Below are 13,778 nucleotides of genomic sequence, written 5' to 3' on the forward strand. Positions count from 1 at the left end.
GCCGAGGCGGGCGTCGGCGTCACCTCCGTGCGGTGTCCCCCGTCCGACGGAGGGGACACCGCACGGCCTCGCTCAGGGCTGAGGCGTCTTCGCGGCTTCCTGGGCGACCTCGCGCGTGAGCTCCGCATCGGGGCCGAGCGAGCGCTCGAGCTCATGGGCGAGGGAGTCGAGTTCGGCCCCGCCGGCCATGAGGCTCGTGAGCTCGGCGAGCGTGATGTCGGCCTTGAGGTGGTCGCCGATGCTCGTGCCGCGGTTCAGCAGCAGGAACCGGTCGCCCACGGGGTACGCGTGGTGCGGGTTGTGCGTGATGAACACGACGCCCAGACCCCGGTCGCGCGCCTTCGCGATGTACTTCAGCACGACGCCCGACTGCTTCACGCCGAGAGCCGCGGTGGGCTCGTCGAGGATCAGCACGCGCGCGCCGAAGTACACGGCACGGGCGATCGCGACGCACTGGCGCTCACCGCCGGAGAGCGTGCCGATGGGCTGGTCGACGTCGCGCAGGTCGATGCCCATGTTGGCGAGCTCGGTGTAGGTGACCTCCTTCATCCGCGCCACGTCGAGGCGGCGGAAGGGACCCCACCCGCGGGTCAGCTCCGATCCGAGGAAGAAGTTGCGCCACACGGGCATGAGGGGCACGACGGCGAGATCCTGGAAGACGGTGGCGATCCCGGCATCCAGGGCATCCCTCGGGGAGGAGAACGTGACGGGCGCGCCGTCCAGCAGCAGTTCGCCCTCGGAGGGGCTGTGGGCCCCGGCGAGCATCTTGATGAAGGTCGACTTGCCGGCGCCGTTGTCGCCGAGCACGCACGTGACCTGGCCCGCGGTGACCGTGGTCGAGACGCCGGAGAGGGCGTTGACCGGGCCGTAGCTCTTGCCGACGTTTCGGACTTCGACGATCGGGGTCTGTGTCGAGGTGGTCATTTCGTCCCTCCCGCGCGCAGACGCACGAAGTGGTTGAGCAGCACGGCCAGCAGCAGCATCGCCCCGAGGAAGGTGCGCAGCCAGTTGGTGTCCCACTGAGCGAAGGTGATGCCCTGGAAGACCATGCCGTAGATGAGCGCGCCGAGGGCGGCACCGATCGCCGAACCGAACCCACCGGTGAGCAGGCAGCCGCCGACGACGGCGCAGATGATGTAGATGAACTCCTGTCCGACACCGGTGTTGGCCTGCACCGTCGAGGTGCGGAACAGCGAGATCATGCCGACCAGCCACGCCGCACCGGCGGTGGTCATGAACAGCCCGATCTTCGTCTTGAGGATGGGGACGCCGACCTGGCGCGACGAGTTGAGCTGGCCGCCGACGGCGAAGATCCAGTTGCCGGCGCGGGTGCGCAGCAGCACCCAGGTGGCGACCGCGGTCACGAGGACCCACCACAGCACCGAGACGTAGAACGTGCCGTCGCCGATGCGGATCGAGGCGCCGAACAGGGGCTGGATGCTGTCGTAGAACGGCACCTTGGTCATGCCCTGGATCGCGACCTGACCGGTGATGAGCTTGGTCACGGCGAGGTCGGCGCCGGCGAGGACGAAGAACGTGCCGAGGGTCACGATGAAGCTCGGAAGGCCGGTCTTCATCACGACGAGTCCGTTGAGAGCGCCGATGGCCAGGGCGGCGGCGAGCGAGATCAGCACGGCGAGCCAGATGTTCAGGCCGTAGTGCGTGGTGAGGATGCCGACGATCAGCGCGGTGAAACCGGTCATGACACCGGCGGAGAGGTCGAACTCCCCGCCGATCATCAGCAGGGCGACGGCGACGGCCATGATGCCGAACGTCGAGCCCGACTCCAGCCACACGCCGGCACCGGCGAGGGTCATGAAGTTGGGGGTGTAGACCGAGAAGAAGAACATGACGGCCAGGGCCGCGACCAGTGCTCCGATCTCGGGGCGGGCGAGCAGGCGCCGCACGGGCTGCCGCTCGAGGCGGGGGCGTGTGGCGATTGTCACGATGTCGGTCGTCGTCATCGTCGAGTCCTTTCGGTGGTCCCCGGCCGGGCGCGGGCGCCCGGCCGGGGATGAGAGGGTCAGCGGGTGCCGTTGGCCGCGAACTTGGCGACCTCGGCGGCGTTGTCCTTCGTGACGAACGCGGGACCCGAGTAGACGGGCTGTCCGCCGCCGATCTCGTTGCCGTTCGTGCTCTTCAGGTAGAGCGCGGTGACGCCGAGGAAGCCCTGCACGTAGGGCTGCTGGTCGACGGCGAAGAGGATCTTGCCGGCCTCGATGTCGCTGACGACGTCCTCGGAGAGGTCGAAGGTGCCGATCTTGGCGGAACTGCCCGACTCTTCGACCGCGCCGACGGCGTCGATGGCGTACTGGCCGCCGAGGGTGAGGACGGTGTCGATCGAGGGGTCGGCCTGGAGCTTGGCCTTGATGGTGGCCTTCACCTCGGCGTCGTTGGTGCCGTCGACCTGGAGGTTCTCCATCTGGCCCGAGAACGCCTGGGTGGCGGCGGCGCAGCGCTCCTCGAGTCCGACGTTTCCCGCCTCCTGGATGACGCAGAGGCCCTTCTTCAGGCCCTCCTTGCTGAGACGCTCGCCCACGGCCTTGCCCGCGACGCTCTCGGTCTGGCCGATGTGCGTGAAGGCCCCGAACTCGGCGTAGCGGTCGATGCCGGAGTTGATGGTGACGACGGGGATGCCGGCGGCCACCGCCGCTTCGACGCTCGTCTTCAGACCGTCGGGGTTGGCCATCGAGACGACGATGCCGTTCACCCCCTGCGCGACGGCGTTGTCGATGAGCTGGGACTGCTTGGCGGGGTCGGGGTCGGCGTTGTAGGTGACGGTGACGCCGTAGTCGCCGCCGGCGGCTTCGGCGCCGGACTTCACGCGGTCCCAGAAGCTGTCGCCGGGGCCCGAGTGGGTGATGACGGCGTAGGTCAGGTCTTTCTTGGCGGTGGTGGTGGCAGCTCCGTCGCTGCCGTTGTTCACAGGTTCCTGCCCTGTCCCGGAGCAGGCGGTCAGTGCCAGCGCAACAGAGGCCGCCAGGGCGAGGGTGCCGATCAAGCGCTTCTTCATGGAGTTCCCTTTCGATGAGGACTTCGACATCGGGTGATGCTCATCGGTTGACGTCGCTGTCGGGTGTGAGCCTGGCACCGGCACTCGCATTTGTCAATACATTCTGTCAACATGTGATCACGCAACGACGCGAGCGAGAGGAAGACGATGAGCGAGTCCGGACACATCGGAGTGGGACTGATCTCGGCGGGGTGGATGGGGCGCCTGCATTCCCGCGCGTATCGCGCGGTGCCCACGCACTTCCCCGAGATCGGAGCGCACCCGCGCCTGGTCGTGGCCGCCGACCCCGACGAACGCGGCCGCGCGCACGCCCGTGACGTGCTCGGCTATGCCGCCGCGGTCAGCGACTACCGCGAGGTTCTCGCCGACCCCGCTGTCGATGTCGTGTCGATCTGCTCGCCCAACTTCCTCCACCACGAGATGGCCCTGGCCGCGGTCGCCGCCGGCAAGCCGTTCTGGATCGAGAAGCCCATGGGGCGCTCCCTCGCCGAGTCGCGCGAGATCGCCGAGGCGGCCGAGGCCGCCGGGCTGGTGACCTCCGTCGGCTTCAACTACCGACACGCGCCGGCCGTGGCCCGCGCGCGCGAGCTCGTCCGCTCCGGGGCACTCGGCACGATCACGAACGTGCGCGTGTCGTTCCTCGCCGACTACTCCGCCGACCCCCTGGGCGTCCTGACCTGGCGCTTCCTGCGCGAGAAGGCGGGCTCGGGCGTCATGGGCGACCTGCTCTCGCACGGCGTCGACCTCGCCCAGTTCGTCGTGGGCCGCATCGCCGCGGTCTCGGCGGCGAAGGAGACCTTCATCCGCCGCCGCCCCCTCCCTTCCGCGGGCGCGGTGAGCCATTTCGCGTCGGGGAGCGCGGATGCCGAGACGGGCGAGGTCGAGAACGAGGACTACGCCGCCGTCATCGGTCGCTTCGACTCGGGAGCGGTGGGCGTGTTCGACGCGAGCCGCGTCGCCGTCGGTGCCCGCGCCGAGTACCGCCTCGAGGTGTATGGCACGCGCGGCTCGATCCGCTGGAACTTCGAGCGGCTGAACGAGCTCGAGCACGCCGACTCGGTGCACGGCTACCGGCGCATCATGGCCGAGCCCGGGTTCGGGGCGTTCAACCGCTTCCAACCGGGAGCGGGGACGTCGATGGGCTTCGACGACTTCAAGACCATCGAGGCGGCACTCTTCCTCGAGTCGGTCCGCACCGGCCGGCAGCTCGCCCCCTCGGCCGCCGACGGCTGGGCGGCGGCGGCCATCGTCGACGCAGCCGAGGAGAGCGTGGCAGACAGCCGATGGCATGACGTGCCCGAGGTGACCGCGACGACGACCTACGACGCATGACACGAACGACGGCCCCGGGGGTGTCTCGGGGCCGTCGGGGTCGGTGCGGTCGGGCGGGCCGTACGGTCGGGGCCGCGCCCTCGGGGCGGCGCCCTCGGGGCCGTGCGCTCGGGGCCGTGCGCTCGGGGCCGTGCGCTCGGGGCCGTGCGCTCGGGGCCGTGCGCTCGGGCGGTGCGGTCCAACGCGGGCCGCGCGCCGCGGCGGCGACGCGACCCGCGCGATCACGCCCCGCTCCGCGGTCAGGCCGAGAACGCCGCGCGGAAGGCGTCCAGCGCCCGGTCCGGATCGGCGCTGGCCCACCCCTCCAGGCCGATCACGCCGTCGTACCCGAGGCGGCACAGTTCGGCCGCGATCGCTTCGTAGCGGATCTCGCCCGTCCCGGGCTCGCAGCGACCGGGCACGTCGGCGACCTGGATCTCCCCCACCCACGGCAGGCAGCGCCGCACGAGCTCGATCAGGTTCCCCTCGCCGATCTGCGCGTGGTACAGGTCGAGGTTCATCCGCATCGCCGGCGAGTCGACGGCGCGCACGAGCGCGAAGGTGTCCGCGGCGCGCGCGAACGGCGTGCCGGGGTGATCGACCTCGAGGTTGAGGTTCTCGAGCGTGAACACGCGGCCCGCGCGTTCGCCCATCTCGGCAAGACGGCCGAGCGTCTGCGTGGCCACCTCCCACTGCACCGGCAACATGTCGGCGCCCGGACGCACGGGCTGTCCCGTGGCATCCAATCCCGTTCCGTGCAGGTTCAGCCGGGGCGCATCGATCACGTCGGCGGCGCGCAGCGACAGCTCGGCCGTGCGCAGCAGCTCGGCGATGCCGTCGTCGGTGACGAGGTCGCCGCGCAGGTACCCGGTCATCGACGAGAACACGGCGCCCGTCGCCGCGAGGGCGGGGAGGTGCTTCGTGCTCCAGTCCCAGATCTCGACCTCGAACCCGCGTTCGTGCAGACGCGCCACGCGCTCCACGAACGGCAGGTCGACGAAGAGCATCTCCGCGGATGCCGCGAGGCGGTACCCCGCCGGCGATGCCGGAACCCCGACGGTGGCCGTCGGGCGCGGCCCGCCCATCAGCTCAGATCGACCGCGACGACGACGCGCTCTTCGGCGGAGCGCTGCGCGGCGTCGGCGAGCAGCAGTGCCGCACGGCCGTCATCGAAGGTGGGGCTGGTCGACGCCCCGCCGCGGGCGAGCGCGATGAACTCGCGCAGCTCGGCGCGGTACGAGGGCGTGTAGCGCGTGACCATCGCCGACTCGAAGGGGCGGTGCGTGTCGACGCCCGCGGTGTTCGAGACCCGCACGAGGCTCGTGCCCTGGTTGCCGACGTCGAGCGTGCCCGTGCTGCCGAAGACCTCGATGCGCTGGTCGTAGCCGACCGTGCTGTGCCGGGAATTGATGATCGTGGCGACCGCGCCGCCCGCCGCCCGCAGGACCGTCACGGCCGTGTCGAAGTCGCCGTGCTCGCGGGCACCGGGGTCGAAAGTGGTGGAGCCGGTGGCCTGCACCTCGACGATGTCGCCGAGGAAGAAGCGGGCCATGTCGAAGTCGTGGATCGTCATGTCGCGGAAGATCCCGCCCGACACCGCGATGTACGACGCGGGGGGCGCAGCCGGGTCGCGGCTGATGATGGTCAGCTGCTCGAGCTCGCCGATCTCGCCCGCGGCGAGCCGCGCCCGCGCCTCGGCGAACGCCGGGTCGAAGCGCCGGTTGAAGCCCAGGGCCACGGGGACGCCCGACGCCGCGACGGTCGAGCGCAGCGCCTCGACGCGCGCGATGTCGAGGTCGATCGGCTTCTCGCACAGCACGGGCAGCCCCGCCTCGACGGAGCGCGCGATGAGGTCGACGTGCGTGGGGGTGGGCGAGGCGACGAGGATCGCGTCGACACGTCCGGGCACGAACAGGTCGTCGGCGGTGTCGGTGGCCTCACCGCCGAACTGCGCGGCGATGCTGCGCGCGCCCTCGACGAAGGGGTCGGCCACCCACGCGAGGGTCGCATCGGGGTCGGCGGCGATGCTGGCGGCGTGCACCTGGCCGATGCGGCCGGTACCGATGAGTCCGAAGCGGAGGGGCGAAGAGGTCACGGAAGAGGTCCTGTCTGTGGAGAGGGGAAGCGGGGCGGACCGGTCACGCCCAGGGGCGCAGGGCCTCGCGGTTGAGGGTCTGGTCGCGGGTGCGATCGGCGCGGAAGGCGTCGATCGAGACGTCGGGGGCGTTGAGCACATCCTGCTCCACGACGATCCACCCGTCGAAGCCGCGGCGGTCGACGGCATCCATCACCGCCGCCAGGTCGATGTCGCCCCGGCCGAACGCGACGAACGAGCCCGACGACCACACCTCGGCCATGCCCCCGCCCGCGGCGAGCACGCGACGGAGCTCGGCGAGGTCGACGTCCTTGAGGTGGAGGTGGTTGATGCGCCCGCCCCAGCGATCGACGGCGGCGACGGGGTCTCCCCCGGCGATGAAGAGGTGGCCGGTGTCGAGGGTGAGATCGACGTCGGTGCCGGCGAGGAACGCGTCGATCTCGACGGGCGACTCCACGAAGGTGCCCGCGTGATGGTGGAACGTCGGCTCGAACCCGGCGGCGCGCACGATGGTCGCCGCGCGTCCCACGTTCTCGTGCAGTCGGTGCGCGCGATCGGCATCGACGGGGTCGACCTCCGCCCCGCGGCCCGGGTTGCCCGCTCGCTCGGGAGATCCCGCGTCGGCGAGCGTGGGCAGCGGCAGGCGGTCGGGGCCGAGCTCGGCGGCATCCGCGAAGAGTCGGAGAGCCTCGTGCAGATCGGGAAGGGATGCCGTGAACGCCTCGTCGTCGGAGAAGGGCAGCTGCACCCATCCCCCGGCGAGCTGCAGGTCGAAGCGGGCCAGGCGCGCGCGCAGCTCGGCGCCCCGGCCGAGGAACCCCACCGGACCGAGATCGATGCCGCGGTATCCCGCGGCCTGCAACGCCTCGCCCATCTCGTCGGCGCTCACCGTGGCCGCGCCCTCGGGCGTCAGCTCGAACACTCCGAAGCTCACGGGAGCCCCCGCGACGGTCGCCTTCATTCGTCGTCTCCGATCCGGTCGCCCAGCAGCGGTCGCTGCGCCGTGACCTGTCTGTCGTAGGTGTCGCGCGCGGCGCGCGTGCTGTCGATGCTCGACACGGCCGCGACCGGCACGTCCCACCACCCGTCGTTGTCGGGGGCGTAGATGTGCGGGTCGCTGTTGATGTGGATGAAGGTCGACCGCTCCGACGCCTTCGCCGTGGCGATCGCCTCCGAGAGCGCGGTGATCGCGTCGGCGCCCGGGTCGATCTCGATGACGTCCATGCCGTAGCTGCGGGCGTTCAGGGCGAGGTCGACGGGCAGCACCGTCTCGCCCTGGAAGTTGCGCTCGGCGTCGTCGTACACGCGGTACTTCGTGCCGAAGCGCTCGGAGCCGACCGTCTCGGAGAGGTGCCCGATCGAGGCGTAGCCGTGGTTCTGGATGAGGATGACGATGATCTTCAGCCCCTCGGCGACCGCGGTGAGCAGCTCGGTGTGGAGCATGAGATAGGAACCGTCGCCGACCATGACGATCACGTCGCGGTCGTCGCCGTCGGCGAGCAGCCCGCGCTTGACGCCCAGGCCCCCGGCGATCTCGTACCCCATGCACGAGAACGCGTACTCGACGTGGTACCCGAGCGCGTCGCGCACGCGCCACAGCTTGTGCAGGTCGCCCGGGAGCGAACCCGCGGCCTGCACGATCACGTCGCGCGGCGCGCTGGCGGCCTGCACCGCGCCGATGATCTCGGGCTGGCCGGGGAGAGTCAGCCCCGACGGGGCGAAGGCCTCGTCGACGACGGCATCCCATTCGCCCTTCTCGCGCGCGATGGTCCGGGCGTACGCCTCGTCGACCCGGTGTCCGGCGAGGGCGTCGGCCAGGGCGACCAGGGCCTCGCGGGCGTCGGCGATCACGGGCAGCTGAGAGCCGTGCTTGTACGCGTCGAAGGCTGCGACGTTGACGTTGACGAACGACACGTCGGGATTCTGGAACGCCGTGCGCGAGGCGGTGGTGAAGTCGCTGTAGCGCGTACCGATGCCGATGACGAGGTCGGCCTCGGCCGCACGGCGGTTGGCGGCGAGGCTCCCGGTGGCCCCGACGCCGCCGAGGTACTGGGGGTGGTCCCAGGGCAGCGAGCCGCCGCCGGCCTGCGTGGTGCCGACGGGGATGCCGGTGGCCTCGACGAACGCGCGCAGGGCGTCTTCGGCGGTGGAGTAGATCACGCCGCCGCCGGCGACGATGAGTGGCTTCTTCGCGCGGCGGATCGCGGCGACGGCGCGCTCGAGCGGACCGCGCTCGGGCAGGGGCCGACGCACGTGCCACTCGCGGTCCTGCAGGAACTCCACGGGCACGTCGAGCGCCTCGGCCTGCACGTCCTCGGGGAGGGCGATCGTGACGGCCCCGGTCTCGGCGGGGTCGGTGAGCACCCGCATCGCCGCGAGGGCGATCGAGTACAGCTGCTCGGGCCGCTGCACGCGGTCGAAGAAGCGCGACAGCGGACGGAACGCGTCGTTGACCGTGAGCCCGATGTCCCACGGCTGCTCCAACTGCTGCAGCACGGGGTCGGCCACGCGCGTGGCGAAGGTGTCGCTGGGCAGCAGCAGGGCGGGCAGGCGGTTGGCCGTCGCCAGGGCCGCGCCCGTGAGCATGTTCGCCGCCCCCGGACCCACGGATGCCGCGGAGGCGTAGGTGCCGCGACGGCGGTGCACGCGCGCGTACCCGACCGCCTGGTGCACCATGGCCTGCTCGTTGCGCGCCTGGTAGTAGGGCATGAGGTCGGGCTCGTCGACGTTGAGCTGCTTGAGCGCCTGGCCCACGCCCGCGACGTTGCCGTGCCCGAAGATGCCGAAGACACCGGGGATCGTGCGTTCGCGGATGTCGCCGTCCACGGTCCACTGGTGGGCGAGGAACTCCACGAGCGCCTGGCTGACCGTCATCCGTCTCGTTGCACCCATCAGGAGGAGCCCTTCTCGTCGTCGGTGTACGGGAGCCGGTCGTCGAACGACTGCCCCGTCCAGGTGTCGCGCACCCAGGCGTGCGCGGGATCGTCGCTGATGAGCCACGCCCGTTCGGGGTCGGGACCCGCCATGACGTTCAGGTAGTAGAGGTCGTAGCCGGGGGCGGCGACGGCCGGACCGTGGTAGCCGTAGGGCACGAGGGCGATGTCGCCGGTGCGCACCATCGCGTTGATGTCGATCTCGCCCGCGGGCGAGGAGTAGGTGCTGAACATGCCGAACGCGCCGTCGGCGGCGGCATCCGCTCCGCGCACGGGGGCGGTCTCGAAGTAGTAGATCTCCTCGAGACGCGACTCGTGGCCGGGGTGCTGCTCGTCGTGCTTGTGCGGAGGGTACGACGACCAGTTCTCGGCGGGCGTGATGACCTCGCACACGATGAGCCGGGCGGCGTCGAGGGCGTCGGGGGTGCCGAAGTTGTGCACCTGACGGCTGGAGCGTCCGGCTCCGCGCAGCTCCACGGGGATGCTCGCTGCGGGGATGTGCACGGTGGGCTTGTCGACGTCGGTCGGCGACGATGCGATCGCCACGCGACCGACGCCCGAGAGGCGCGCGGTCTCGGCGACCGAGACGTAGAGCACGTCGGTCGGACCGGCGAACACCGACGCGCGTCCGGCGAGGCGCGTCTCGGTCGTGTGTCCGTCGCGCGTGTGCGCGACCGTGAACGACCCCGCGAGCGGGACGACGATGCTCTCGACCCCCGCGGGCAGATCGAGGGCGTCCGTCGCGGTCAGCTCCGCGATCCGGATGCCGGTGTGCGCCCACCCGGGCGTCTGCGCGTCGACGACGCTCTGCCACCCGGGCCGGGCGAGGTCGCCGCGGCGGTGGAACCACCGTTGGTTCATCGTGCTCGTGTCCTTATCAGGAAGGGGGCGGGAGGGATGCCACGTCATCCGGCGCGTGGCATCCCTGCCGGGGTGTCAGTCGTTCTGCGGGAAGCCGAGGTTGATGCCGCCGTGGGTGGCGGGGTCGAGCCAGCGGCTGGTGACGGCCTTCTCGCGGGTGAAGAAGTCGAAGCCGTGGACACCGTAGGCCTTGGCGTCGCCGAAGAGGCTCTTCTTCCAACCGCCGAAGGAGTGGTACGCCACGGGCACCGGGATCGGCACGTTGATGCCGATCATGCCCACCTGGACCTCGTTCTGGAACCGGCGCGCGGCTCCCCCGTCGTTGGTGAAGATGGCGGTGCCGTTGCCGAACTCGCCGCTGTTGATGAGGGCGAGGCCCTCGTCGTAGGTCTTCACGCGGACGACGGAGAGGACGGGGCCGAAGATCTCCTCGGTGTAGGCGCGGGAGGTCGTGGGCACCTCGTCGAGGAGGGTGGGGCCGAAGAAGAAGCCGTCCTCGTGTCCGTCGACGGTGTAGCCGCGGCCGTCGACGACGATGGTCGCGCCATCGGCCTCGGCGATGTCGACGTAGGACGACACCTTGTCGCGGTGCTGCGCGGAGATGAGCGGGCCCATGTCGGGCTCGGTGCCGCCGGTGATCGCGGCCGCACCGTTGCCGATGCGCAGCTTCGCGATGCGGTCGGTGATCTTGCCGATCAGAGCGTCGGCGACGGGTTCGACGGCGAGGACGACGCTGATGGCCATGCACCGTTCGCCGGCGGCGCCGTAGCCGGCGTTGACGGCGGAGTCGGCGACGAGGTCGAGGTCGGCGTCGGGGAGGACGAGCATGTGGTTCTTCGCCCCGCCCAGGGCCTGCACGCGCTTGCCGTTCTTCGACGCGGTCTCGTAGATGTACTGGGCGATGGGGGTCGAGCCGACGAAGCTGATCGACTGCACCGCGGGAGCGTTGAGCAGTCCGTCGACGGCGAGCTTGTCGCCCTGCAGCACCGTGAACGCGCCGTCGGGAAGGCCCGCTTCCTTCCAGAGGCGCGCCATCCACAGGGAGGCGGAGGGGTCCTTCTCGCTGGGCTTGACGATGACGGCGTTACCGGCGGCCAGGGCGATGGGGAAGAACCACATCGGCACCATCGCGGGGAAGTTGAACGGGGAGATGATCCCCACCACTCCGAGGGGCTGCTTCAGGGAGTACACGTCCACCCCGGTGGAGGCGTTCTCGGAGTACGCGCCCTTGATCAGGTGCGGGAATCCGGTGGCGAGTTCCACGACCTCCTGGCCGCGGAGGATCTCGCCCATCGCGTCGGAGACGACCTTGCCGTGCTCGGCGGTGATGATCTCGGCCAGCTCGCGCTTGCGGGAGTTCAACAGCTCACGGAAGGCGAACAGCACCGTCTGGCGCTTCGCGATCGAGAACCCGCTCCACACCTGGAACCCGCGCTCGGCGGAGGCGATCGCGGCCTCCACGTCGGCGTCATCGGCGAGGGCGACGTGCGCGCGCACGGCACCGGTGGCGGGGTTGTACACGGGGGCGGTGCGCCCGCTCGCCGAGGGCGCCTCGGCCCCGTCGAACCAGTGCGCGATCGTCGGCGTCGAAGCGTCGTCCCGCGCGGATGCGTCGCTGATCTGTGTCGTGCTCATGGGAATCCTTCGTGGGTGTCAGAGGTCGCGGTGAACGAGGGCGGCCGCGGTGTCGACGGCAGACTCCACGTCACCGTCGGGCGGATAGAGCAGAGTGCGTCCGACGGTCAGGCCGCGCACGCCCGGCAGAGCCAGGGCGCTCTCCCAGGCGGTGAACGTCTCGTCGGGATCGGCGCCGGAGTCGCCGCCGAGCAGCAGGGTCGGCATGGTGGTCGCCGCCATCACCCGCTCCATGTCGTCGACGACCGGCAGCTTCATCCAGGTGTAGGCGCTACTCGCACCGAGTCCCGAGGCGATCGCGACCGAGAGGATCACGGCATCCGTCGACAGGTCGTTGACGACACGGCCGTCGACCTGGCGGCTCATGAAGGGCTCGAGCATGAGGGGGAGGCCCGCCTGGGCCGCCTGCGTCACGGCGTGCGCCATCGCGACCAGCGTCGACACCGTCGCGGGGTCGTCGAGATCGATCCGCACGAGCGTCTTGGCGAAGTCGACGCCGTGCGCGGCCATGGTCGGCACGTCGTAGGCGGTCATGCGGTCGTCCATCTCGAACGATGCACCCCGCAGGCCCCCGCGGTTCATCGACCCGACGATGATCTTGTCGTCGAGCAGGCCGAGGACGGCGAGGTCGTCGATGATGTCGGGGGTCGCCAGCACGCCGTCGACGCCGGGGCGGCTGAGGGCGAGGGCGAGCCGGTCGAGCAGCTCGTAGCGGTCGGCCATGGCGGTGGCGTTCTCGCCCACCGAGAGCGCGCCGCGCGCGGGGTGGTCGGCCGCGACGATGAACAGGCGACCGTCGGGACCGAGGATGTCGCGGCGCGAGCGGTCGCGCAGGATCGCGCCGATGGAAGCGGGCGCGGTGGCGCGGATGTCGCGCAGGCGGGCGAACTGCTCGTCGGCGATCGCCTGGTTCATCGCCGGGCTCCCGCCGCGAGGATCTGCTCGACCTCGGCGGAGGTGGGCATGGCGGTCGAGCACTCCAGACGCGAGGCGACGATGGCTCCCGCGATGTTGGCGAAGCGCAGGATGCGCTCGAGGTCCCACCCTTGCAGGAGTCCGTGGCAGAGGGAGCCGCCGAACGCGTCGCCGGCGCCGAGACCGTTGACGACGTCGACGGGGTACGGCGGCACGACCACCGACTCCTCGCGCGTCTTGGCCAGCACGCCCTCGGGTCCCTGCTTCACGATGGCGAGCTCGACGCCGCGTTCCAACAGCGCGTCGGCCGCGCGCTGCGGGTCGGTCTCGCCGACGGCGACGTCGCACTCCTCGCGGTTGCCGACGGCGACGGTGGCGTGGGCGAGGGCGCGTTCCATCTGCGCGTGAGCCTCGTCGCGGTCGCTCCAGAACATGGGGCGGTAGTCGAGATCGAAGACGGTGCGACCCGAGGTGCGCGCGGCGAGCGCGGCGTGGTGGGTGGAGCGGCTGGGCTCGACCGAGAGTCCGGTCGCCGTGAACCAGAGGATCTCGGCCTGCCGGACGGCGTCGAGGTCGAGCTCGGCCTCGGCGATGTTGAGGTCGGGTGCCTTTGGGGTCGCGGTAGAAGTACAGCGGGAAGTCGTCGGGCGGGAAGACCTCGCAGAACGTCACGGGTGTCTTCAGCGACTCATCGACGCGGACGTCACGGTTGTCGACGCCGAGACGGGCGAGCTCGTCGAGCAGGTAGCGGCCGAACGGGTCGTCGCCGACGCGAGAAACGAGGCGCACGTCGTGGCCGAGGCGGGCTGCGGCGACGGCGACGTTGGCGGCACTGCCTCCGAGGAATTTGCCGAAGGTCTCGACGGATGCCAGGCCGACACCGGTCTGCAGCGGATAGATGTCCACGCCGAGTCGGCCCATGGCCAGCACCTCGGGGGCGGAAGCGTTGCTCGTCATCGTTGCCGTTCACTTCTCGAAGCGGATACCATTTGTCCTGACAATAGCACAACCGAAC

General features: G+C 70.8%; 11 protein-coding genes and 1 pseudogene. 1 reads left to right on the plus strand and 11 read right to left on the minus strand.

The features are described 5' to 3' along the window. Positions 1-72 precede the first annotated feature (72 nt). Genes QE388_RS05250 through QE388_RS05260 form a run of 3 tightly spaced genes read right to left on the minus strand, consistent with a single transcriptional unit; the run spans position 73 to position 3,013 of the window. Positions 73-924, minus strand: a complete 852-nt coding sequence (locus QE388_RS05250; protein WP_307383608.1) for an ATP-binding cassette domain-containing protein — start codon at positions 922-924, stop codon at positions 73-75. Next, positions 921-1,964: an ABC transporter permease gene (locus QE388_RS05255; RefSeq protein WP_275801031.1), complete on the minus strand. Its 1,044-nt coding sequence runs from the start codon at positions 1,962-1,964 to the stop codon at positions 921-923. The genes QE388_RS05250 and QE388_RS05255 overlap by 4 nt, the downstream gene beginning before the upstream one ends. A 59-nt stretch (positions 1,965-2,023) precedes the next feature. Then, positions 2,024-3,013, minus strand: coding sequence for a sugar ABC transporter substrate-binding protein (locus QE388_RS05260; protein WP_307383611.1), 990 nt, complete (start codon positions 3,011-3,013; stop codon positions 2,024-2,026). Positions 3,014-3,160: 147 nt separating this feature from the next. Between QE388_RS05260 and QE388_RS05265 the strand changes: the two genes are divergently transcribed. Beyond that, entirely contained in the window at positions 3,161-4,345 is a 1,185-nt protein-coding gene (locus QE388_RS05265) for a Gfo/Idh/MocA family protein (RefSeq protein WP_307383614.1), read from the plus strand. Between the two features lie 239 nt (positions 4,346-4,584). On the opposite strand, the gene QE388_RS05270 is transcribed toward QE388_RS05265, so the two are convergent. The 8 genes and pseudogenes from QE388_RS05270 to iolC all read right to left on the minus strand — a co-directional run bounded on the left by QE388_RS05270 (position 4,585) and on the right by iolC (position 13,720). Then, positions 4,585-5,409 carry a TIM barrel protein gene (locus QE388_RS05270; RefSeq protein WP_307383615.1) on the minus strand — a complete coding sequence of 275 codons (825 nt, stop codon included), beginning with the start codon at positions 5,407-5,409 and terminating at the stop codon, positions 4,585-4,587. Continuing rightward, on the minus strand, positions 5,409-6,419 hold the full coding sequence (gene iolG / locus QE388_RS05275) for an inositol 2-dehydrogenase (protein WP_307383617.1): 1,011 nt from the start codon (positions 6,417-6,419) through the stop codon (positions 5,409-5,411). Before iolG ends, QE388_RS05270 begins: the two co-directional genes overlap by 1 nt. A 43-nt stretch (positions 6,420-6,462) precedes the next feature. Further along, positions 6,463-7,380, minus strand: coding sequence for a sugar phosphate isomerase/epimerase (locus QE388_RS05280; RefSeq protein ID WP_307383618.1), 918 nt, complete (start codon positions 7,378-7,380; stop codon positions 6,463-6,465). Beyond that, a complete protein-coding gene (gene iolD / locus QE388_RS05285) occupies positions 7,377-9,293 on the minus strand; it encodes a 3D-(3,5/4)-trihydroxycyclohexane-1,2-dione acylhydrolase (decyclizing) (protein WP_307383620.1) in 1,917 nt (638 codons plus the stop codon). Before iolD ends, QE388_RS05280 begins: the two co-directional genes overlap by 4 nt. A gap of 17 nt (positions 9,294-9,310) precedes the next feature. Further along, positions 9,311-10,213, minus strand: coding sequence for a 5-deoxy-glucuronate isomerase (iolB, locus tag QE388_RS05290; protein WP_307383622.1), 903 nt, complete (start codon positions 10,211-10,213; stop codon positions 9,311-9,313). Positions 10,214-10,288: 75 nt separating this feature from the next. Continuing rightward, a complete protein-coding gene (locus tag QE388_RS05295) occupies positions 10,289-11,848 on the minus strand; it encodes a CoA-acylating methylmalonate-semialdehyde dehydrogenase (protein WP_275800937.1) in 1,560 nt (519 codons plus the stop codon). A gap of 18 nt (positions 11,849-11,866) precedes the next feature. Next, entirely contained in the window at positions 11,867-12,763 is an 897-nt protein-coding gene (locus tag QE388_RS05300; RefSeq protein ID WP_307383624.1) for a class I fructose-bisphosphate aldolase, read from the minus strand. After that, positions 12,760-13,720 (minus strand): annotated as a pseudogene (gene iolC, locus QE388_RS05305) (5-dehydro-2-deoxygluconokinase). Before iolC ends, QE388_RS05300 begins: the two are co-directional and overlap by 4 nt. Positions 13,721-13,778: the final 58 nt, after the last annotated feature.

Source organism: Microbacterium sp. SORGH_AS_0969, assembly GCF_030818255.1.
Taxonomy (GTDB): domain Bacteria; phylum Actinomycetota; class Actinomycetes; order Actinomycetales; family Microbacteriaceae; genus Microbacterium.